Genomic DNA, 22,167 nt, shown 5'->3' with positions numbered 1-22,167 from the left:
ACCTTCGAAGCGCTTTTCAAATCCGTTGCACAAACATGCGACCTCTTCCCACCAGACGAGTGCCGAAATCTCTTCAAGGCTGCCGGGTATGTTGCAGATTAAATGGACGGTGCTCTAGCGCCCCGACTATGAATGCCACCAGCGCGCAGGTGCCACCGACAAGCACTGTTTCGCGACACAGCGATACAAGGTCTCACTGGTCACCTTCCAGCGGATCAGGCCAAGGGAAACCAATGCTGCAAAGGTTGAGGCGAAAGAAAGCCAAAAGGTTATTTGGGTCGGCTCCAGCAAGAAATAGGGGATCAGCGGCACGGACCCAAACAGGACAAACGCGATAAAGGTGGCCAGCCCGTTCATTACCGGGCTGTCGCCGGTGGGGTCGGGCATACCGATCTCGTATTGCATCATAAAATCGGCCATGAACTCAGGATTGTGCTCAAGCACATCCGTCAGCGCATGCGCATCCGCATCGCTGACGCCGCGCTCGCCCAGAATCTCCAGCATCTCTGCCCGCTCCATCTCGGGGTTTGTGCGGATTTCGTGCAATTCCTTTTCGCGTGTGGTGCGGTAGACATCCTGTTCCGAGCGCGCCGACAGGAACTCCCCCAACCCCATGGCCGTGGCGTCGGCAAACAGATTGGCCAGACCAAACAGCAGCACCGCGATGCCACCGATCTGGGCCGCGCCTTCAGCCCCCGCCCCGGCGAACCCGGCAACGATGGCAAATGTGGTGACGATCCCGTCATTGCCGCCATAGACGATCTGCTTCAGGAACTCCTGAACCGTGCTGATTTTGTGTTCCTGCGCCTTGTGCTGGGCGAGTGTCATTTCTGACATGGGCGGGACCTCCTATGGGATGGGCATAGAACTAGCCCGTTTGGCACGCCCGCCCAACCCTGCTCAATCGTGAAAAGGACAAGCCACCATATGGTCTGCGGCCGCTTCGGCCATGATCGGTTTATCCTCAGCGCAAACTGGCTGTGCCTTTGGACATCGGGTTCGGAAGACGCAACCCGATGGCGGGTTCAGCGGCGATGGGATATCGCCCTCGACAATCTGGCGCGGTTTGGCTCGCTCAAGTTCAGGGTCCGGGATCGGGACCGAGGCGATCAGTGCCTGCGTGTAAGGATGCCGGGGTGTGTCGGTCAGGGTCTTGGACGGGGCAACCTCCATTACCGTGCCCAGATACATCACCAATATGCGGGTCGAGATATGGCGCACCACGCTAAGATCATGGGCAATGAAGATCAGCGACAATCCCATATCCTTCTGCAGATCGCGCAGCAGATTGATCACCTGCGCCTGAACCGACACATCCAGGGCCGAGACCGGCTCATCACAGATCACCAGCTTTGGTTTCAGGATCAGGGCGCGGGCGATCCCGATGCGCTGACACTGCCCGCCAGAGAACTCGTGCGGATACCGGTTGCGCAAATTCGGCAGAAGGCCGACGCGTGACATCATTTCGGCCACGCGCTTCTGACGTTCGGCCTTGCTGAGACCGGGTTCATGGGTGCGGAGCGGTTCGGCGATAATTTCGCCGACCGTCATGCGCGGGTTCAGTGCTGCCAGCGGGTCCTGAAACACCATCTGCACCTCGGACCGGTGCGCCTGATTGCGGGCGCGGGCCAGACCGGTCAAATCCTTGCCCAGCCAACTGATCGTGCCAGAGGCTGTGCTGAGCATCCCAATGATGGCGCGTGCAAGGGTCGATTTGCCCGAACCGCTTTCACCGACAACGCCCAGCGTTTCACCTTCGACCAGATCAAAGCTGACCTCGTTGACAGCCCGCAGAACCAGCGGCGGGGTCCAGGGCAACGCGCCGCGTCGGCGGATCGGGAATTGGACGGACAGGTCGCGGACGGATAGCAAAGGCTTGGTCATGCGATCACCATTTCGGTCTGGTGGCAGGCATGGCGGCGTCCGCCATCCTGTGTCAGGGGTGGCATGGTCTGGCAGTGGTCAACCGTCAACGGGCACCGCGGCGCAAATGGACAGCCCGGCGGCGGGTTGGACATATCCGGCGGATCGCCAGGAATGGTCAACAGGGTATCGTCATCCCTGTCAAAGCGCGGCACCGCCTGCAGCAGACCGGTTGTGTAAGGGTGCTTGGGTGCCTTGAATAGCTGATCCGTCGGCCCCTCCTCCATCACCCGGCCGCCATACAGCACCAACGTGCGCGCGCAGGATCCGGCGACGATACCCAGATCATGGGTGATCAGGATGATACCCATGCCGAAATCCCGCTGAATATCCGACAACAGCACCATGATTTGCGCCTGCACAGTCACGTCCAGCGCTGTTGTCGGCTCGTCCGCGATCAACAACTCAGGTCCACACATCAGCGCCATGGCGATCATGATCCGCTGGCGCATGCCGCCCGAAAACTCGTGCGGATAGTTGTCGATCCGCCGCGCAGCATCGGGGATGCGAACGGCATCGAGCATATGCAACGCCTCTTTGCGGGCATCAGCCTTGGACTTCCCATGATGCAGCACCAGCACCTCGGTCATCTGCTTGGAAACCCGGATATAGGGGTTAAGCGAGGTCATCGGGTCCTGAAAGATCATCGCAATGCGCCGCGCACGGATATCGTTGAGCTGACCTATCGGCGCATTCAGGATTTCCTGACCGTCGAATTTTACCGAACCGCTGGCATGTCCGTTGCGCTCCAGAAGGCCAAGAATGGCAAAGGCCGTTTGCGACTTGCCCGAGCCGCTCTCACCGACAATCGCCAGCGTCTCACCTTTTTGCATCGAAAAGCTCAGGTCGGTCACAGCACGGACATCGCCATCGGGTGTGTCAAAGCGTACCGAAAGATTGGAAACGTCCAGCATCAGCGATCCTTTGGGTCCAGTGCGTCGCGCAATCCATCGCCGATGAAGTACAGGCTGAAGATCGAGATGACGAAGAAAAACAACGGGAAGGCCAGTTGCCACAGCGTGCCATATTGCATGGTGTCCGCGCCTTCCTTGATCAAGGCACCCCAGCTCGTGTTGGGTTCCTGAACACCAAGTCCGAGAAAGGAAATGAAGCTCTCGGTCAGGATCATCAGCGGTACCAACAGGGTGGTGTAAACAATGATCACGCCAAGGATGTTAGGCAAAATGTGGCGGCGTATGATGGTCAGTGGTCCGACCCCGATGGCATGGGCGGCCTCTACATACTCCATGTTTTTGATGGACAGCGTCTGACCACGCACAATTCGGCTCATGTCCAGCCAAGAAATCAGGCCGATACCGATAAAAAGCAAACTGATGGAGCGGCCAAAGATCACCATCAGGATGATCAGCACGAACATATAAGGGATCGACATCAGAATATCGACCAGCCGCATCATTATGTTGTCGACGCGGCCACCGATATAGCCGGCAACAGCACCATAGACTGTACCGAGCCCAACCGAGATCAGCGCGCCAATTACACCGACCATCAAGGAAATCTGCGTGCCCTGAATGGTGCGGGCGAACATATCACGCCCAACCTCGTCGACGCCGAAATAATGTCCGTTTTCAATCGATGGCGCGCCTTCCTCGGCCACTTTGCCAAGGATGGCCCAGTCGATTTCCTCGTTGTTCCAGACCGCGATCAACGGCCCGAATATGGCAAAGCAGACCACCAGCGTGATCACAATCAGGCCAGCAACCGCCGCGCGGTTGCGAAAAAAGCGCGACCGCGCATCGGCCCAAAGCGACCGGCCCTTGACCAGTTGCATCTCTGCGAGGTTTTCCGCCGCAGCGGTTCCGGGAATATGCGTCATGTCAGTACCGGATTTTCGGGTCAATCCAGGCGTAAAGGATATCCGCCGCCAGATTGACAAAGATGGTGAGCGCCCCGGTCAGGATGGTCAGCCCCATGATGGTGGAATAGTCGCGGTTGAGCGCGCCATTCACCAGATCCTGACCCATTCCGCCGGTAGAGAAAGATATGTCAATGACCACCGACCCGGTTATCATTCCCACAAAGGCAGGCCCCAGATAAGAGATCACCGGCAGCATCGCTGGTTTCAGCGCGTGCCCCCAGACGATCCGCTGCGCAGGCAGGCCTTTAGCGCGGGCCGTGCGAATGAAGTTGGTGTTCAGCACTTCAAGCATTGACGACCGGGTGATCCGTGCGATGGAGGCCATGAAACTGGTCGAAAGCGCAATTACCGGCATGATGATATATTGCCACTGACCACCCTGCCAGCCGCCGCCGGGCAGCAGCCCCAGCCAATACGTAAAGATCAGAACCAGGATCGGGGCCATGACGAAATTCGGCAAGACCTGCGCGCCGATAGAGACGCCGACGGCCAGATAGTCCAGCCACGTATTGTGCCGCACCGCCGCTGCGACGCCCAGGCTGACGCCGACGACCACCGCGACAATAAAGGCCAGACCACCATAGGTCAGCGTGATCGGAAAGCCCTGTGCGATAATATCATTTACCGACCGGTCACGATATCGGAAGGACGGGCCAAAGTCGAAATGCACCACGACATTCCAGACATAGTCGAACACTTGTTGGTAGTAGGGTTTGTCCAGGCCATAGGCGGCCTCGATATTTGCCAAGACCGCAGGCGGCAATGGCCGCTCTGAGGTAAACGGTCCTCCCGGTGCCGAATACATCAGCACGAAGGAGAAAATCACCAGGATCAGCAGCGTCGGAATCGCGACTGCCAGGCGCCTAAGGATAAATACCAGCATGGGTAGCGGGGCGCCGGTTTGGCGCCCCTGCCCTATTTACTCAGCGACCCTGTAGAAGTCGCGCGAATACCAGTTCCGCTCGACGTTTTCATATGGCCAGCCCTTCATGTCGGCACTCAGCATGAAGGTTGTCGTATAATGATAGATCGGGATGACCGGCATATCTTCGGCCAATATTTTCTCTACCGCAGTGTAATTCCCGCTTGGATCAGCCAGCGTTCGGGCCTCCAACATCAGGTCATCGACCTTGGTATTGGTGTATTTGCCATCGTTATAGCCGGATGTTGTGGTCAGCAGATCGAGGAAGGTAGATGCCTCGTTATAGTCGCCGCACCACGCACCGCGCGCCATCTCGAAATCCTGCTTGCCTCGGACATCAAGGAAGGTCTTCCATTCCATGTTACCAAGCGTCGCCTCGACACCCAGCTTCTGTTTCCACATCTGCACCATGACGGTGGCAACGTCCTTGTGCGCTTCAGATGTGTTGTAGATCATGTCGAATTTCAGTGGATTATCCTTGCCATAGCCTGCCTCGGTCAGCAGTTCCTTGGCCTTGGCATCGCGATCCGCCTGCGACATCTCAGCATAGTCGATAAACGGCATCTCAAACCCGGCCGTTGCGCGGTGCGCAAAATTGTAAGACGGATATTGACCGCCCTGCAGCACGTTTTCGACGATAATGTCACGATCAATCGACAACGAGAGAGCTTTGCGCACACGGACGTCCTTGAACGCTTCCGGGCCACTGTCAGACAGGTTGAACACATAATAATAACTGCAGAGACGCGGCACCGAGGTGGCCTCGTCCGGGTATTCCTTCTTCAGCCTTGGGTATTGACCAGCGGGAATATCTGTCCAGTCGAGCTCCCCGGCCAGATAGCGTGTCAACGCAACATCCTCGTCATTGATCACAAGGGCCGTGACCTTCTCAATGACGGTTTTGTCATTGTTCCAGTACATCGGATTACGTTCACGTACAGAATATTCGTTGGGCACGTGCTCGGTCAGCACATAAGCCCCGTTTGACACCATGTTGCCAGGCTCGGTCCAATCCGCGCCCAGTTCCTCGATCACTTTTTGCGGTGCCGGGAACAAGGTGAAGCTGGTGGTCATGGACGGAAAATAGGGCAGGCTTTCAGTCAGCGTCACCTCAAGCGTACGGTCATCAATAGCACGGATACCCAGCTCTTCGGGCGGGACTTCACCGGCGATGATTTCCTTGGCGTTCTTGACGGTCGTCAGTTCCATAAACCAGGCGTATTCTGACGCAGTGGCCGGATCAGCAGCACGCCGCCAGGCAAAGACAAAGTCGCCAGCGGTCAGTGGGTCGCCATTGGACCATTTCACACCTTCGCGCAAGTTGAAGGTATAGACTTTGTTATCGTCTGACACCGTGTAATCGGTCGCCACACCGGGCACCAGATTGCCCTCTGCGTCCTGGTTCAACAGCCCCTCAAACAGATCGCGGGTTATATCTGCGCCGATCGCATCTTCGACCAGTTGCGGGTCAAGCGTCGGAAACTCATCAAGGATTCGATAGGTGAAGGTCTGATTCTCTGCCAGTTTCACCCCCTCTGGCACATCCGCAGCCATCGCCCAGGGCGCACCGATCAGAGACAGGGTAAAGGCGGTTGCAGTCAGTATATTTGTGGTTTTCATGTGTTCCTCCCATTTTGTTTTCGCCCTTTTATAAACGACCGCACTGACGGACGATGCCGCACGGGAAATGGTTAACTCTGGGCCAGAGGTTAGGCTTCAATCACAGAAATGCAATCCCAACGCGAAAGCGTCGGCGGGACTTCGCTATTTACGTCACGTAACTCGACGCTGGCGGGGCGGACGGCACCCGCTTATAGTCTGGGCTCAGCCCGCGACCCGGAACCTGCCCTTGACCAATATTCTTGCGACATCACCAGACGCCGTCTTGATCCATATCCCCAAGACCGGATTTACTTCGTTGCGGAGTTTTTGGGATTTGGGAAAAGCCCCCCGGGCCTTTGGCTTTGTGCCCGACACCTGGCCAGCATCACCCCGGATCGCCGCAATTCGCCATCCCGAAAGTCGCTTTCTTTCGGCGATCCGTATGTTCAAGTATGGCAATCCCGGGTTTGATGACCATTATCAACACCCTGTTTTACCCGATCTGACCATCGCACAGGCACTTGATATCCTACAGGATGACAGCATCGCCTTTGACCGGACCGTCAGGGACCACATCGCCGCGCTAAAACACCATCTGCTGCCGCAAACGCATCCGTTCAATTGCCTTGCCAAGGCTGACACGATCCTGCGGTTCGAAACACTGGACGAGGATTTCAAAGCGCTAAGGCCAAAGCTTGGCCTTAAAGGCGATCTGCCCCATTTGCGGGCCAATGCCCGGCCGAATACAGCCCTTACCTTTTCAAAGGAAGAAAGGGCTTTGTTCGAGCACATCTTTGCCGAGGACTTCCGCCAACTCGGATATGCGCCGGGCGATGGAAAGCTTCAGCTTGCACCCGCACCACAATCAACGATCTGGGCGACTTGGCCCGCGCTTTTTGACAGCCGCCATTACCCTGCAGGCCGGGCAAGCGAAGCGCTACCCGCGCCCGACAGAAATCTGGATATTTTCCTGACCGAATCCGTACCAGGCCCAAGCGGGCCAACCTGGCCGCAACGGCGCCCCAACCTGCGCAAGCATTTCCTGCGTCTACAACCGGAGTTTGCCGGAAAGCCCCGGCTAGCTCACCTTTTTGCCTGCACCATCGTGACAATCCGGCGGAGCAACGGCACCGCAGGATTGGACCTGTTTTTTCGTATCGCCGAGGACTATCACCCGCAGATGCAACACGATCTGAACGCCCGCTGGCTGGTTGCTGTCTGTGATACCTTTGCCGACCATGGGCGGACCCCGCAGCAACGCGCGATCGGGCTTGCAGGATCGATGCTGATGAATGCGGTCAAACTTTTTGAGACAGAACGGCACCAATACCATCCAAAGCGTCCTTGGCCTCCCAAAAGTCGTATCCCGGGCGAAGCGCATCTTTTCGATGGTCTGTTGGCTTACTGGACCAAGAAGGGTGATCTTGTAGACAACATGCGTAAGCGCGTAACCGATATTGCAGCCCTTGATCCGATTGCCGGGCCCTATTTGGTTGAAATAATGCAACGGGTCGAAACCAACGACACCAGCTTTCAGCGGCTGGCTCAGCTGACTGGCGATGATCCGCGCCCACGCACCCGAAAATGGCCCTTACGCGTTATTGAAGCATTGGGAAGGCGGTATCTGTGACCTCCAGCGATCGCCCTGCCCGCCTGCCCGATATCCTGTGCATTGGTGCGCAAAAAGCTGGGACATCCTGGCTGCATCAGATTTTCGGCGGACGTTCGGATATATGGCTGCCTCCTTTCAAGGAGCAGCACTTCTTTGACCATATGTTTATTGAAAAGCATCGCGACTGGATTGGGCCACACCTGAAGCGGGGCTACGACTCGGCGCGGGAGCGGTTTGAGGTGTTAGCGCCCGAGAAACGCACCGAGAAGCTTGCACATCTGAACAGTATCGAGGGGCAACCCTATGGCACGCTGGACTGGTATCGCAGCGTTTTCGCCCCTGCCCCTGTCGATCAGATGGCGATGGATGTAACGCCGGAATACAGCGGTCTGCCGCAGGAGGGTTTGGATTACATCAAAGACCTGCTGCCGGGTGTCAAACTGATCTATATTATCCGTGATCCGATGGAGCGGATGAAAAGCCAAGTGCGGATGAATGTCGGTCGCCGCCTAATGCAAAACCCGCCGAAAGAGATCATCTGGCGGTGGGAAGGGCGCAATCCGGTGGTGCATAACCGGGGCAACTATGCCGAGTATATTCCGCGCTGGGACGCCACGTTTGGTCGTGATCAGCTTCTATTCCTGCCCTTCGGCCTGATCCGCGAAAACCCCGAGCGCCTTTTGCGCATGGTTGAACAATTTCTGGGTTTGCCGCCGGGCAAATATCAGGGGATGGACCGGCGCGTGCATCGCAGCGGCAAGCGCGATTTGCCCGAAGAAACGCTTGAGCAACTGCGCATCGGTGCCGAGCCGCAGGAAGCATTCCTGAAAAGCTACTTCGACAAGGAGTTTCTGTCGCTGATCAAATGATCAGTCGGCAACGGTCCAGTGGACCGGCATCTGCGGGTCAAATACCGTTAGCTGATCACTGCCAACCACAAGCTTTTCCGGCCACTCGACCGCTGTATCCTGCCGGGTCATCGTAATCGTCTCGGAATTGCGCGGCAGACGGTAAAAATCCGCACCAAAGCTTGAGGTGAAATCCTCCAGCCGGTCCAGCGCGCCCTCGTTCTCGAAGGCTTGTGCCAGACACGCCATGGTATTGAGCGCTGTGAAACACCCGGCACAGCCACAGGCGCTTTCTTTTGCGCCATCAGGATGCGGTGCGCTGTCCGTCCCCAGAAAATAGCGCGGATCGCCAGAGATTGCCGCCGCCATTAGGGTGGCACGGTGGGTTTCGCGCTTGATGATCGGCAGGCAGTAGTAATGCGGCCGGATACCGCCGACCAGCATGGCATTGCGATTGAGGATCAGGTGATGCGTGGTCAGGGTCCCGGCGATATCGCCCCCTGCCCCGATATAGTCGATACCGTCCTTGGTCGTGACATGTTCCATGATCACACGCAGCCCCGGTGTGGCGCGGCGGATCGGATCCAGAACGCGGTCGATGAACACCGCCTCACGATCGAAGATATCGACCTCCGTATCGGTCACCTCGCCGTGCACACACAGCGGCAGGCCAATCTCGGCCATACGCTCCAGAACCGGGCGCACCTTGTCAAAATCCTGCACCCCGGAGGCAGAGTTTGTCGTCGCCCCCGCCGGATAGAGTTTCAACGCCTTGATCAGACCACTGCGGGCCGCTTCTGCCACATCATCGGGATCGGTTTCTTCGGTCAGATACAGCGTCATCAACGGCTCAAACGCCGCATTTTCAAGAGACGTCATAATACGGGATCGATAGGCCGCAGCATCTGCTCCGGTGACCACCGGCGGCACCAGATTGGGCATGATGATCGCACGGGCGAAATGCGCGGCGCTGATTGGTGCAACGGCCTTTAGCATAGCACCATCGCGCAGGTGCAAATGCATATCATCGGGACGGCGGAGGGTCAGGGTCTGTGTCATGAGGTTGACTTATGCGATCCGGCGGGTGCTGCAAAGGGGTCAGAGCGCCGCGAGGGTTTCACGAACCTCCGGCACCCGCTCTAGCGTGGCATCCATTCGCGTGCGCCACTTCACTCCGTGCTTGCGGGCCTCTTGCCAGGCGTCGCGCAGATCGTCAGGCCTGTCATAGGCCAGCACCCGGACCAGAAAGGCGGCTTGCGCCCTATCTTTTCCAGCCTTCAACCGGTCCCGGCGCCGATCTGCAACGATAAGCTTATGTATGGCAAATCGCTCGGGCCTCGGGACCTGTACAAGGATGCCGCTGCGATAGGTTACGGCTGCTTGAATAGGCTTTGCGAGCAGGTAATTCAGATGGTGCAGGGCCTGAGCATTCACGCCGAGTGCCGCCAGGGGACGCACGCCCTCATCCTCTTCAAAGCTGGGGGTCAAAAATTCTACCAGCACTTCCCCTCTGGTCTGTTGCCAGCGCCAGACTTTGCCCGGATCAATCCCAGCAACAGGATCAAAGCGGAAATCGCCAAGTATCGCGTCAACAGGTGCATCCACCGTATCGTTCAAGGCCACCGTATCGTTCAAGGCCAATGACAGGCGTTCGAAACTGGCGATGTCGATGTCTCCGGTCACGGCCATGTCGTCAAAACCGATACGAACCCCAAGCGCGCCTTCATACAGGCGAAAAGCATGGGTCCCGATAAGCGTCCCGCCCAAGCGAAATACACCGGTCTTCGCCATCGCAGCCAGCAGACTGCCCGTTGTTGCATCAACCCCAAGAAACCCTTCGGCGCGCAGCACGCGGATCAGCCGGGACCGGGCGGCCTGCCGTTCCTTCTGCCTGTCCTGCAGTGTTCGCAAGTTGGCAATCCGATCCCGCATCTCATCGCTGTCTTCGCCGATATAGCGCTCTCGCATCGCATCGCCGATGCGGTACTGATCATACCAGTATGCCCGGCCATTGCGGGTGCGCGATTTAAGCGTTCCGCAGACTTCCGATACCGCGTCATCCTTTAGCAGTCGCAGCAGGTCGATATAGGCGCTTTGGGCGATGGTTGAGTGGGGGCGGAATGGGATCATAGGGATACCCTACAATAAAATATTTTGTAGGGCAAAATTTTTGCCCTACAAAATTAAAAACTGTAGGGTGCAGCTGTTCTAAGCTGCCATGATGGGAAAACAGTCGGCAAAAGCCAGTTCTAAAGCGTTTCGAGTTTACCTTGAGACATCACATAAAATCGAAACGCGTACACCATATAGGCTTATCACTGCGTTTCAGGATAATCTTTTGTCTCAGGTTTATCCCGAAACGCTTTAGCGTGAACAATACTGACGCCTTACTTCAGCAATGGCCTCCACCGGTACGCTATCCGCCTTCAAAAAACCTCCAACCGCCAACCATTTGGACTGATCAGATTTGGCGCAATGCAGCTCTAGTATTCCGCGAAATTGCCCAAGCTTGCCATCGCCCCTGACATAGACCTCATGCACATCATCATATTCGTTCTGCAGATGCTTACCGGACCAAAACTGAAAGTAGGTCACAGATCCATCCAGGCTGGGACCAAGTTCCTCCTCATAGAACGTATCCAACTCTTGGGCATCTGCACTGATTCCAAGGCTAAACACCATCAATGCGGCAAGTATGATCAACCTGTTTCACATCTGTTGTTCCCATCTTTAGTTTCAAAAGTACTGCGGCGGCAGTTGCGATGGCAAAAGGAAAGCTATTCCAGACTGCCATGCACCGCGACAATGTCGATATCGGCCTCTGCCGGTTTGATGGCTGAAAACTGTTCCCGCACCCCGGCATCGGTCAGGTTCCGACTGATCGCTAGCAGGATATTCGGATCATGGTCCTCACAAAGCTCAGCCATATAGGCCAGCTCTTGCGCTGCGACCTCGCGCGCGGCTTCCAAAGACGGGGCGCCGTAAATCTCGACGAAATGGGCGGCCAAACTGTCTGTCAGCGTGTCGATTTCCTCAGCCTCGACAGCGGTTACCGCCACAAACGTCGCGCGGCCAAAACTGTTCAGACCCAGCCAACCATTGGCAAAGGCCTGACGGGTTTTACCCGTCAGTTCGCCTTCGGTGATGTTCGAGAATTCAAAGCCGCCCGGAATGGCCCATTCACCGCTTTCGGCGGGCCGAGCAAAGACGTTGCGGTCGCTATCGTCAAAATGGATGGTGCGGGCAAGTTTAGGCATGTCTGTCAGTCTTCCAGCATATCGGTCAGGGGCACAAGTTTTGTCTGATCAGCGTCGCGGATCAGCGCGCTGCCATATTCATCCAGCCCCATGAAGGTGCCCGTCTGCTCTGCCCCGGTCAGATGCAAGCTGATCGGCTGACCGATCCCATGCGCGCGGGACCGCCATTCGGCATGCAGCGGTGCCATCCCCTCAGTGTCCCAGCGGTGGATCCAGACCAGCGCGTGCCGGGCCCAGCTTTCCAACAGGGCTACAGGAACAACCTCAGAGCAGCCTTCCTCAAAAAGAACGGTGTCTTCCGGTGTCATACCTGGATCGTTGCTTTGTGAGCGCAAAGGCAATTCCAGCCCCACGACCAGCCAATCCGGTTCCGTAGCAGGATCGGTGGTGGAGGCCGCAGCCCGCACCCGCCCGCAGCGAGCGCCGTTGATCCGCAACCCACCGGGCCAGTCGAAATGCACCCCAACCTCGGGCGGACCTAATGCGCCAAGCGCATCGGCGAACCCGATTTCAACTGCAAAGACCATCGCCATGGATTGTGTCAGCGTGCATTCCGGGGCAAAAACCATCGCCGCGCGCAGCATATCGCCGGTCACGTCATGAACCACCAGCCCAGCATCAGTGCCAAGCGTCGCCGCCGCAATCGCCTTGGTGAACGGATCATGCCCGGCGCCGGAGCTTTCGCCGCGCAGCAGCGGGGGAAAGATCGGCTCAGGCATTGCCGGTTTCAATCAGATTGCGGGCAATGGCGCGAAACGCCTGTGCTTCAGCGCTGTCCGGCTTGGACACCACAATCGGCGCACCGCCATCGGCGGCGGTTCGGATATCAATGTTCAGCGGCAATTCGCCAAGGAACGGGATATTCAGCTTTTCCGCCTCGACCTTTGCGCCGCCATGGCCGAAAATATGTTCCTCGTGCCCGCATTTGGAACAGATATGTGTCGACATATTCTCAATTATGCCGACGACCGGCACATTCATTTTGTCAAACATATTCAGACCCTTGCGGGCATCCAGCAAGGCAATGTCCTGCGGGGTGGATACCACGACCGCCCCTGTCACCTCGGCCTTTTGCGCCAGGGTCATCTGCACATCGCCTGTGCCCGGCGGCAGGTCGACAATCAGCACATCAAGCTGACCCCAGGCCACCTGCCCCAGCATCTGCTGCAATGCCCCCATCAGCATCGGGCCGCGCCACACCACGGCCTCGTCTTCCTTGGTCATCAGACCCAGCGACATCAGCGTCACACCATGGTTGCGCAGCGGCAGGATGGTCTTGCCATCGGGTGAGGCCGGACGCCCGGAAATCCCCAACATCCGAGGTTGCGAGGGACCATAGACATCCGCATCCAGCAGACCAACGCGGCGGCCCTCTGCGGCCAGTGCGGTGGCCAGATTGGCCGCGACAGTCGATTTGCCAACCCCGCCCTTGCCTGAGGCAATGGCAAGAATGCGGTCCACACCCTCGACCTTTTGCGGACCGGACTGTGCGGTCGGATGACGCCCGACCTTCAGATCAGGCGGCGCTTTTGGCTGGCTATGGGCGGTCAGCAGAACGCTGGCCTTTGCTACGCCCTCCATACCCTCCAAAGCAGATTGCGCTGCAGCGCGCACCGCCTCCATCGCGGCCCCTTTGGCGGCATCCACCTCAATCACAAAGCGCACGGCGTCGCCTTCGACCATCAGCGCACGCACCAGATCGGCAGCGACAATATCTTTCTTGCTGAACGGGTCCTCGATCCCGCGCAGAACCTCCAGAACAGCTTCGCGGGTGACGCTCACGAAAGACCCCCGGTGGCGATTTTGCCCTCGATCACATGGGACAGGTCCACACCATCTACGGTCAATGTCATCTTTGCGTTCAAAGGCCCATTAGGCAGCGAACCATCAGCCTGTGCCGCGCGCACAGCCTTTTCAATTTCCTGCTGCGAGGTCACACCGACCTGCTTCAGAAACTTCCGCATCGACATATTGAAATCGTCGCTCATCCCGCACTCCATTGTACCACAGGTGGAAATCGACCCTAACATGGCGTTATCCTTGGGCATGACAAGAGGATAATTGGGAGGGAAGTGCAATGCGACAGATCGGACTGGTGTTGACGTTGCTGTCATTGACCACAATTGCGCTTGCCCAAAGCACGCCACTGCGATTGGCCCAACCCGATGATCCGGCGGTGCAAGCGCTTGTGAAATACATGATGCCGCGATTTACCCTGAAGCACCGCGTCAAGGTCGTTGTCGTGGGGGCGGAGGAAACAGCCGATCTTGCGCTTCGCCCCGGGACGGACGCGCCTTATATGCAGACCGAGGCGGGCGAGGTTTGGGAACTGGTTCCGACTGGCGAGGGCGACGACCTGGACAAACTGGTCAACTGGCTGAACTCGGAGGTCGGGCATAACACGCTGGCCTCATTCAAGATCGATGGCACTGCACCATTCCGCCCAGCGGCCCAACAAAAGGCGGTCGAGCAAGAGGTCATTTTTGAAGGCGATACCGTTTTAGGAGAGGAGCTTGCCCTACTGCATTGCGGGCGCTGTCATGTCGTCAGTGAAAAGAACAAATATGGCGGCATCGGCTCGACCCCATCCTTTGGTGCGCTGCGGACCATTCCGGGTTGGGAGGGCAAGTTCGCCGCGTTCTTTGCCCTTAACCCGCATCCATCCTTTACCCAGGTCGATGGCGTAACCGAGCCCTTCCACGAGTCTCGTCCGCCCCATATCGCCCCGATCCATCTGACACTGGACGAGGTCGAGGCCATCGCTGCCTTCGCCGCAACCATAAAACCAAAGGATCTGGGCGCGCCGGTGCAGTCGCGGTAGATTTGGTGCCCTTTTCGCGTGAAGATAACCTCGCAGATTATTGAAAAATTTATCTTAAGTGATCCCACGTCCTGCAAGTGAAACGCTATTGCTCTCGACCATCATCCCTGCCTGCACCAATGGACGGCTGCCTCTCGCTCAAGCTTTCCCGGTTTCTTCCCGCTCACGCAGATCATCTTCGGTCGTGCGCGGGCGTGGGCGGTCGCCCATGCGGAACGGTGCGGCATCCGTATGATACTGCGCCTTGATCCGGCAATCATCACACATCCGGATCAGGCGCGCATTGTCGGATTGAGTGAACATGGCGTGCTGCCCCTCAAGCTTTTCCACAATCCGTTCGATGGTGCTTTTGACACCGAACAGCGTGCCGCATTCGATGCAGGAATATGGTTCCTCTTCTTTCAGCGTGCGCTCACGCAGGGCCGCATCGGACAGGTCAAGGCGTGGTTCCAGCCGGATCGCATCTTCCGGGCAGACATTGGCACATAGACCGCATTGCAGGCAGGCATCCTCGCGAAAGCGCAATTCCGGCTTATCTGGGTTATCGGCCAAAGCACCTGGGGGGCACAGACCGGCACAGGCCAGACACAAAGTGCAGGCATCCGTGTCCACCACAACCGTCCCATAGGGTGCCCCTTCGGGCAGCGGCAGTATGGCATTCTGGCCTTGCAGCGCGCGGGCAGACAGCCGGGTGACCTCGCGCCGCCCGCCCAAGGGCAGGATCGCCTCATGCGATGGCGCGCGCGCGGCGGGGGCGCCATAAAGCGCATCAGACAAGGCATCAGGATCGGTCAGTTCCAGCAGTGCAATCCGTGTCCCTTCGGGCGCCAGCGCTTTGGCCAGCGTGATCTGGGCAGAGATATTCGCCACCTCGGTCCGCGGGGTGGCAAGGATAGCGATATCGGCAAAGCCAACACCAAGCGCAGCCAGCATTTCGGCATGGCCAAACCCTTCAAGCGCGCCGACAGCCAGCGGGATCACATCCGCCGGCAATCCCCGGCCAAAACGCGCGGCCAGCGATATCATCTCGCTGCCATGGTCGGCATCATGGACCAACAGGCGCGGTGCCTTGCCCCCACCGGCGCGATAGGTGGTCGCCAATGTCGACAGACGATTGAACAGATGCGCGACCGGCGGATCATCATAGCTGACGGCCCCTGAGGGACAAACCGCAGCACAGGCCCCGCATCCGGCACAGATCATCGGATCAATCGCAACGGCGTCACCGGCCGAGGTAATCGCGCCGGTCGGACAAAGGTCCAGACAGCGGCTGCAGGCGGACTGGCCAGCGCGGGAATGGGCACAGAGGCTTTCCTCGAACCGGACATGCAGCGGTTTTTCGAACGTACCGACCAGTTGCACCGCTTTGAGGGCCAGATCGGCGACGGCCAGCGGGTCCTTTGGATCAGCGCGCAGGTAACCGTCGCGTTTCTGGGGCGCGGGAAACAGCGGCGTTTCCCCGCGCAGGTCCAGAATAATATCGCATTGCGCCACACCACCATCGCGCGCCGCGCCAAAGGTAAGCTCGCCGCGGCCGGCAGGATTGGTCATCCGCAGAGCATCCACATTTACCGAGAACGCGCCGATGGACCCGACAGCATTGCGGATGCGCCCGGACATAACGTCAATCTCTCGCGACGGCCCGGCAATCTGGGCTTCGGCATCGCTGATCAGGCAAGAGACCGACAACGCGCCTTTCAGCTTTTCAGCCAGCGGCAGCGCAACCTCGGCGCTGCCAATAATCAGGCACAGCCCCTCGGAAATCACATCACGCAGCCGGGTGGGTGGCGGGGCCAATTGCCCCTCGACCAGCAGCGCCGCCATTTTGGGCCCGGCGGCATCGCCATCCTCAGACCAGCCGGCGCGATCGCGGATATCAATCAGCAGGGGCGGCGCGGTATTTAGCTCACCGGCGAGCTCCTTAAACACCGGGGCTTCCTGCGCACAAGCGATGACAACAGCATCTTTCTGCATCGCCTTGGCCAATTTTTCGATTTGGGCGCCACATAGACCGGAATGAACCTTACTGCAGAAAATCCCTGCATTCTCAAGTGCTTTTGCGTCGATCTTCTGGCTAGCCGCACAGTCGCACAGCATCACTCGTCTGCTCATTCCTGGTACCCTATCCTTGCGATTGCTGGACACTTGCGCCCAGCTATCTAGAATTATTCTAGCAATAAGACAGAGCAAGGGGCCGAGGACAAGGGTGCGTGACGAACGAATGATCTCCATGCCGGTTGGTATCGTGGTGCAACGACGGCCGGGTGTGACCCGCTGGGCCAAACATGCCTGGAAGGCTGTCGCCGTGCTGCCGGGGGCCGATCCTGCAAGCTGGCGAGAAATCCGGCGGGAGGGGGATGTGGTTGAATATCATGCCGCAACCCTGACGATGGAACTGCATCGGACCGAAACGGAGGCCTATGTCGAAACGCTGAACGCCAAAGAACCGAAAGCCTTTGTCGTGCTGCGCGCTGCAACCGACCCCGAGCGGCCGTTCGATCTGTTTCTGATCACCGCCTCGGCCTATGAGGCGCAGGATTATGGTGACAGTTCAGAGGATATTGTGGAACCGGTGCCGATGTCAGCGGGGCTGATCGCATGGGTGCGGGATTTCATCGCGGCCCATCACGAGGAAACCCCCTTTGTGAAACGCAGGCGCGACCGCAAGGATATTGAACTGGTCGAGGACGGCATCGGCGATGCCAGGATAAAACAAACAAGCGATGTCTATCGCGCCCCGACCAAACGGAGACGGTTGCAATGAGCGATGAAGAAGGCTTCCTGAATAGGTGGTCGCGGCGAAAACTGGCAGACGAACCCGAAGTGATGCCCGAGCCTGCGGAAGCGCCTCCTGCTGACCTGTCCGAAAAGTCAGACGCGGAAATTCTGGCCGATCTCGGCCTGAAAGACCCTGACAGCCTGTTGCCCGGGGATGATATCACCGGCTTCATGGCCAAAGCCGTTCCGCATCACCTGCGCAACCGCGCCTTGCGCAAGCTATGGCGATCAAACCCAGTTCTCGCCTGCTTGGATGGGTTGAACGACTATGACGATGACTTCACTGGGGATTTTGTGAAACCCGGGACATTGCAGACACTCTACAAGGTAGGGCGCGGTATTTTAAAGAACGTGCCGGACATTGAGGCAGAGGCTGTTCAGGAAGATGATATCGACGATTCTGATCTGGACATGGTGGCTTTGGATGATGGCGATCAAAACAGTCAGACATTGGACAGTGAGCCGCCACAGGAAATTTACGAGGACTTGCCGCGGCAAGAGTTTGAAATGGAAGCTGAAATCACCGATCAACCCTATCGTCGTCGTATCCGAGTGCATTTTGAGGATGCTAGCTAAAATATGCACCAAAGCGTGCAAAAAATCATTGGCGAAACAGCAGGTTCCGGTCTACTGTCTAAATCAAGACAAAGCAGTTCGTGGGGAGGCGGCGTGCAGGCGTTTGACGAGAAAGTTGAAACTAAAGAGGACGTGCTTCGCGCGGATCTTTATGACTTTCTTGGGGCATTGCTGGCCGCTCCGCCAAACTCCTCTTTGATCGCTAAATGTGCAGCCCTTACTGGGGATGACAGCGCCTTGGGCAAAGCGATTGATGCTTTGACGCGTGTGTCGAAGGCCATCAAGGAAAAAGCCGTAACGCGAGAGTTTAACGCACTGTTCGTCGGACTAGGCCGGGGGGAGTTGCTGCCCTACGCAAGCTACTATCTGACCGGTTTCCTCAACGAAAAGCCGCTGGCGGTGTTGCGCAACGACTTGGCCCGCTTGCAAATTCAGCGTGCTGAAAATGTCTTTGAGCCGGAAGACAACATTGCCACACTTTGCGAGGTGATGGCAGGGCTGATCCGGGGGCGGTTTGGTGCCCCGGCATCATTGGCCACCCAACAAGAGTTTTTTAACAAGCACATCGCTCCTTGGGCAGAGCACTTCTTTACGGACCTTGAGGCCGCGAAGAACTCTGTCTTCTATGCACCAGTCGGCGCAATCGGGCGTACTTTTATCGATATCGAACGTGAAGCATTTCGCATGACAGGAAATGCTGCCTAAACCCAGCGACTTAAAGAATATGAAGGAGCCAGGAATGAGTGAGAAAAAGGCTGATGAAGGCCGCAGAAACTTTCTGAAACTTGCAGGCGTTAGCGCCCCGGCAGCCGCCGCTATGGCGACAATGACCCCGCAAGAGGTCGAAGCTGCAGAGTTTGAGGCCGCTGGCGAAGGCCTTCGCAAGACAGATCACGTCAAGACATATCTGGAAACTGCCCGGTTCTGATCGGACAGGTGTAATGGGGACCGGCAACCGGTGGCGTGACGCCCGACCGCCGTTCCATATGAAAGCCAAGCGAGGTCCAGTGAGGGCCCAGCAAGGGAGAATGTGAATGCTTAGGAAAAAAACCAATGGGGTTGCGCGACGCCCCCGTTCGGAAAACCTCCTCTCAAACGCCGCAAATACGTCCGTGGATCGCCGTGCGTTCCTGCGCGGCTCGGGTCTGGCCGTTGGCGGTCTGGCGGCCATTGCGGCAAATGCGGGTATGGTTACCCGCGCATCGGCACAATCTGCCGTCAGCGGCGCGGTTGAGACCATCAAATCCGTCTGCACCCACTGCTCGGTCGGCTGTACTGTCATTGCCGAGGTGAATAACGGCGTCTGGATCGGGCAAGAGCCCGGCTGGGACAGCCCGTTCAACCTTGGTGGGCATTGCGCTAAGGGTGCTTCGGTCCGCGAACACGCCCATGGCGAGCGCCGCCTGCGGTCCCCGATGAAGCTGGTTGACGGCGAATGGACCAAGGTCAGCTGGGACACCGCCATCGAAGAGATCGGCGACCAGATGCTGAAAATCCGCGAAGAAAGCGGACCTGACAGCGTTTACTGGTTGGGCTCCGCCAAGCACTCGAACGAGCAGGCCTATCTGCTGCGCAAGTTCGCTGCTTACTGGGGCACCAATAACATCGATCACCAGGCGCGTATCTGTCACTCCACCACAGTTGCAGGTGTTGCGAACACCTGGGGCTATGGCGCGATGACCAACAGCTACAACGACATTCATAAGTCCAAGGCGATCTTCATCATCGGCGGCAACCCTGCCGAGGCGCATCCGGTTTCGTTGCTGCATGTGCTGAAAGCCAAGGAAGAAAACAATGCACCGCTGATCGTCTGCGACCCGCGCTTCACGCGTACGGCAGCGCATGCGGATGAATATGTTCGCTTCCGCCCCGGTACAGACGTTGCCCTGATCTGGGGCATCCTGTGGCATATCTTCGAAAACAGCTGGGAAGACAAAGAGTTCATTCGCACCCGTACCTGGGGCATGGATCAGATCCGCGAAGAAGTTGCCCGCTGGACACCGGAAGAGACCGAGCGTGTCACCGGTGTTCCTGGTCGCCAGCTGGAACGTGTGGCCCGGACCATGGCCAATAACCGTCCCGGCACCGTGATCTGGTGCATGGGCGGCACCCAGCACACCAACGGCAACAACAACACCCGTGCTTACTGCGTATTGCAGCTTGCCCTTGGCAACATGGGTGTTGCGGGTGGCGGAACCAACATCTTCCGCGGCCACGACAACGTGCAAGGCGCGACCGACCTCGGTGTTCTGGCAGATACCCTGCCTGGCTACTATGGTCTTTCCGCAGGCTCCTGGGCCCACTTCGCCCGCGTTTGGGGCGAGGATCTGGATTGGCTGAAGGGCCGCTTTGCCAAGATGGAAGGCGCAGGCACCGACGGGGCCGACCGTCTGATGATGAACGAGCGCGGCATCCCGGTTTCGCGCTGGATCGACGGTGTGCTGGAAGCCAAGGAAAACCTGGATCAGCCTGACAACACCCGGGCGATGGTTCTTTGGGGCCATGCGCCCAACTCGCAGACCCGTCAGCTTGAGATGAAGGAGGCGATGGAGAAACTCGACCTTCTGGTCGTGATTGATCCCTACCCCACCGTTTCGGCCATTCTGCATGACCGGAAAGACGGGGCCTATCTGCTGCCCGCTTCGACCCAGTTCGAAACACGTGGCTCTGTCACAGCATCAAATCGGTCGATCCAATGGCGCGACAAGGTTGTTGAGCCGCTGTTCGAAAGCCTTCCGGACCACATCATCATTGCCAAGCTTGCCAAGAAGTTTGGCTTCGATGAGCGTCTGTTCCGCAACATCGCGATGGACGGCGACGATGAGCCGAATGTCGAAGATATCCTGCGTGAACTGAACGGCGCTTTGTGGACCATCGGCTATACCGGTCAATCACCAGAACGGCTGAAACTCCATATGGAAAACCAGCACACCTTTGACCGCACGACATTGCGCGCCAATGGTGGCCCGGCTGATGGCGATTACTATGGTTTGCCATGGCCATGCTGGGGCACGGCCGAGATGAACCATCCCGGCACGCCAAACCTCTATGACATGTCCAAGCCTGTCTCTGAGGGTGGCCTGACCTTCCGCGCGCGCTTTGGCGTGGAGCGCGATGGCGACAATCTGCTGGCCGAAGGTGTCTACTCGGCCAATTCGGAAATCCAGGATGGATATCCCGAGTTTACCATGCAGATGCTGATGGATCTGGGCTGGGACGGCGATCTGACGGACGAGGAACGCGCGAAAATTGATGCGGTAGCCGGTCCAAAAACCAACTGGAAAACCGACCTTTCCGGCGGCATCCAGCGAGTCGCGATCAAGCACGAATGTGCGCCTTTTGGCAACGCCAAGGCCCGTGCCGTCGTCTGGACCTTCCCCGATCCGGTTCCGCTGCACCGCGAGCCTCTGTACTCGCCGCGGCGTGATCTGGTTGCAGACTACCCGACCTATGACGACAAGAAGTTCTGGCGCGTCCCGACGATGTATTCGTCGATCCAGCAAAAGGATTTCTCTAAGGACTATCCAACCATCCTGACCTCTGGCCGTTTGGTCGAGTATGAGGGCGGCGGCGATGAAAGCCGGTCGAACCCCTGGCTGGCCGAATTGCAGCAGGACATGTTCGTCGAGATTAACCCGCGTGACGCCAATAACTGGGGTGTCCGCGACGGGCAGATGGTCTGGGTCGAGGGTGCCGAAGGTGCCAAGGTCAAGGTCATGGCAATGGTGACCGAACGGGTTGGCGAAGGCGTTGTCTTCATGCCTTTCCACTTCGGTGGTCATCTGCAGGGCGAAGACCGTCGCCACAAATATCCTGACGGGGCGGATCCATATGTCTTGGGCGAGGCGTCAAACACGGCGCAGACCTATGGCTATGACAGCGTCACCCAGATGCAGGAAACCAAAGCCACACTTTGTAAAGTCTACGCAGCGTAAGGAGATAGAAAGAC

22 protein-coding genes are annotated in these 22,167 nt (G+C 57.9%); 8 read left to right on the top strand and 14 right to left on the bottom strand.

Annotated features, from left to right (window positions below; translation table 11 throughout):
- Positions 1-126: 126 nt before the first annotated feature.
- From ACW9UQ_RS10850 to ACW9UQ_RS10825, 6 genes are all read right to left on the bottom strand, one after another.
- Positions 127-837 (bottom strand): VIT1/CCC1 transporter family protein, encoded by a 711-nt coding sequence (locus tag ACW9UQ_RS10850; protein WP_458931034.1) that lies wholly within the window; start codon positions 835-837, stop codon positions 127-129.
- A gap of 63 nt (positions 838-900) precedes the next feature.
- Entirely contained in the window at positions 901-1,884 is a 984-nt protein-coding gene (locus tag ACW9UQ_RS10845) for an oligopeptide/dipeptide ABC transporter ATP-binding protein (protein WP_458931033.1), read from the bottom strand.
- Positions 1,881-2,837: an oligopeptide/dipeptide ABC transporter ATP-binding protein gene (locus tag ACW9UQ_RS10840; RefSeq protein WP_458931032.1), complete on the bottom strand. Its 957-nt coding sequence runs from the start codon at positions 2,835-2,837 to the stop codon at positions 1,881-1,883. Before ACW9UQ_RS10840 ends, ACW9UQ_RS10845 begins: the two co-directional genes overlap by 4 nt.
- Positions 2,837-3,760, bottom strand: a complete 924-nt coding sequence (locus ACW9UQ_RS10835) for an ABC transporter permease subunit (protein ID WP_458931031.1) — start codon at positions 3,758-3,760, stop codon at positions 2,837-2,839. The genes ACW9UQ_RS10840 and ACW9UQ_RS10835 overlap by 1 nt, the downstream gene beginning before the upstream one ends.
- A 1-nt stretch (position 3,761) precedes the next feature.
- On the bottom strand, positions 3,762-4,685 hold the full coding sequence (oppB, locus tag ACW9UQ_RS10830; protein WP_458931030.1) for an oligopeptide ABC transporter permease OppB: 924 nt from the start codon (positions 4,683-4,685) through the stop codon (positions 3,762-3,764).
- A 36-nt stretch (positions 4,686-4,721) separates the two neighbouring features.
- Complete coding sequence (locus tag ACW9UQ_RS10825) at positions 4,722-6,344, bottom strand: peptide ABC transporter substrate-binding protein (RefSeq protein WP_458931029.1); 1,623 nt, start codon at positions 6,342-6,344, stop codon at positions 4,722-4,724.
- A 229-nt stretch (positions 6,345-6,573) separates the two neighbouring features.
- On the opposite strand from ACW9UQ_RS10825, the gene ACW9UQ_RS10820 reads away from it, so the two are divergent.
- Together ACW9UQ_RS10820 and ACW9UQ_RS10815 are read left to right on the top strand one after the other, a co-directional pair.
- Complete coding sequence (locus tag ACW9UQ_RS10820) at positions 6,574-7,956, top strand: sulfotransferase family 2 domain-containing protein (protein WP_458931028.1); 1,383 nt, start codon at positions 6,574-6,576, stop codon at positions 7,954-7,956.
- Positions 7,953-8,807, top strand: a complete 855-nt coding sequence (locus tag ACW9UQ_RS10815; protein WP_458931027.1) for a sulfotransferase family protein — start codon at positions 7,953-7,955, stop codon at positions 8,805-8,807. The genes ACW9UQ_RS10820 and ACW9UQ_RS10815 overlap by 4 nt, the downstream gene beginning before the upstream one ends.
- Here ACW9UQ_RS10815 and pyrC read toward each other — a convergent pair whose 3' ends face one another.
- From pyrC to ACW9UQ_RS10780, 7 genes are all read right to left on the bottom strand, one after another.
- Positions 8,808-9,845, bottom strand: coding sequence for a dihydroorotase (pyrC, locus tag ACW9UQ_RS10810; RefSeq protein ID WP_458931026.1), 1,038 nt, complete (start codon positions 9,843-9,845; stop codon positions 8,808-8,810).
- Between the two features lie 39 nt (positions 9,846-9,884).
- Positions 9,885-10,916 (bottom strand): nucleotidyltransferase family protein, encoded by a 1,032-nt coding sequence (locus tag ACW9UQ_RS10805; protein WP_458931025.1) that lies wholly within the window; start codon positions 10,914-10,916, stop codon positions 9,885-9,887.
- A 234-nt stretch (positions 10,917-11,150) separates the two neighbouring features.
- On the bottom strand, positions 11,151-11,489 hold the full coding sequence (locus ACW9UQ_RS10800) for a hypothetical protein (RefSeq protein WP_458931024.1): 339 nt from the start codon (positions 11,487-11,489) through the stop codon (positions 11,151-11,153).
- Between the two features lie 74 nt (positions 11,490-11,563).
- On the bottom strand, positions 11,564-12,043 hold the full coding sequence (locus ACW9UQ_RS10795) for a DUF6505 family protein (RefSeq protein WP_458931023.1): 480 nt from the start codon (positions 12,041-12,043) through the stop codon (positions 11,564-11,566).
- Between the two features lie 5 nt (positions 12,044-12,048).
- Positions 12,049-12,762, bottom strand: coding sequence for a biotin/lipoate--protein ligase family protein (locus ACW9UQ_RS10790; RefSeq protein ID WP_458931022.1), 714 nt, complete (start codon positions 12,760-12,762; stop codon positions 12,049-12,051).
- Entirely contained in the window at positions 12,755-13,825 is a 1,071-nt protein-coding gene (gene apbC / locus ACW9UQ_RS10785) for an iron-sulfur cluster carrier protein ApbC (RefSeq protein ID WP_458931021.1), read from the bottom strand. Before apbC ends, ACW9UQ_RS10790 begins: the two co-directional genes overlap by 8 nt.
- Entirely contained in the window at positions 13,822-14,031 is a 210-nt protein-coding gene (locus tag ACW9UQ_RS10780; RefSeq protein ID WP_458931020.1) for a DUF6494 family protein, read from the bottom strand. Before ACW9UQ_RS10780 ends, apbC begins: the two co-directional genes overlap by 4 nt.
- A gap of 89 nt (positions 14,032-14,120) precedes the next feature.
- Here ACW9UQ_RS10780 and ACW9UQ_RS10775 point away from each other — a divergent pair, with 89 nt between their 5' ends.
- Positions 14,121-14,864, top strand: a complete 744-nt coding sequence (locus tag ACW9UQ_RS10775) for a hypothetical protein (RefSeq protein WP_458931019.1) — start codon at positions 14,121-14,123, stop codon at positions 14,862-14,864.
- Positions 14,865-15,002: 138 nt separating this feature from the next.
- Here ACW9UQ_RS10775 and ACW9UQ_RS10770 read toward each other — a convergent pair whose 3' ends face one another.
- Positions 15,003-16,976, bottom strand: a complete 1,974-nt coding sequence (locus tag ACW9UQ_RS10770) for a 4Fe-4S binding protein (RefSeq protein ID WP_458931018.1) — start codon at positions 16,974-16,976, stop codon at positions 15,003-15,005.
- 94 nt (positions 16,977-17,070) lie between these two features.
- Between ACW9UQ_RS10770 and ACW9UQ_RS10765 the strand changes: the two genes are divergently transcribed.
- The 5 genes from ACW9UQ_RS10765 (at position 17,071) to ACW9UQ_RS10745 (ending at position 22,153) form a co-directional block, all read left to right on the top strand.
- Positions 17,071-17,628: a DUF3305 domain-containing protein gene (locus tag ACW9UQ_RS10765; protein ID WP_458931017.1), complete on the top strand. Its 558-nt coding sequence runs from the start codon at positions 17,071-17,073 to the stop codon at positions 17,626-17,628.
- Positions 17,625-18,218, top strand: coding sequence for a DUF3306 domain-containing protein (locus ACW9UQ_RS10760; protein ID WP_458931016.1), 594 nt, complete (start codon positions 17,625-17,627; stop codon positions 18,216-18,218). Before ACW9UQ_RS10765 ends, ACW9UQ_RS10760 begins: the two co-directional genes overlap by 4 nt.
- A 93-nt stretch (positions 18,219-18,311) precedes the next feature.
- A complete protein-coding gene (locus ACW9UQ_RS10755; RefSeq protein ID WP_458931037.1) occupies positions 18,312-18,923 on the top strand; it encodes a TorD/DmsD family molecular chaperone in 612 nt (203 codons plus the stop codon).
- Positions 18,924-18,957: 34 nt separating this feature from the next.
- On the top strand, positions 18,958-19,146 hold the full coding sequence (locus tag ACW9UQ_RS10750; RefSeq protein ID WP_458931015.1) for a twin-arginine translocation signal domain-containing protein: 189 nt from the start codon (positions 18,958-18,960) through the stop codon (positions 19,144-19,146).
- Between the two features lie 106 nt (positions 19,147-19,252).
- Positions 19,253-22,153 (top strand): formate dehydrogenase subunit alpha, encoded by a 2,901-nt coding sequence (locus ACW9UQ_RS10745; RefSeq protein WP_458931014.1) that lies wholly within the window; start codon positions 19,253-19,255, stop codon positions 22,151-22,153.
- Positions 22,154-22,167 lie beyond the last annotated feature (14 nt).

The sequence above is a fragment of the Halovulum sp. GXIMD14793 genome (assembly GCF_054457435.1).
This window is presented reverse-complemented; position numbering and strand designations above follow the sequence as displayed.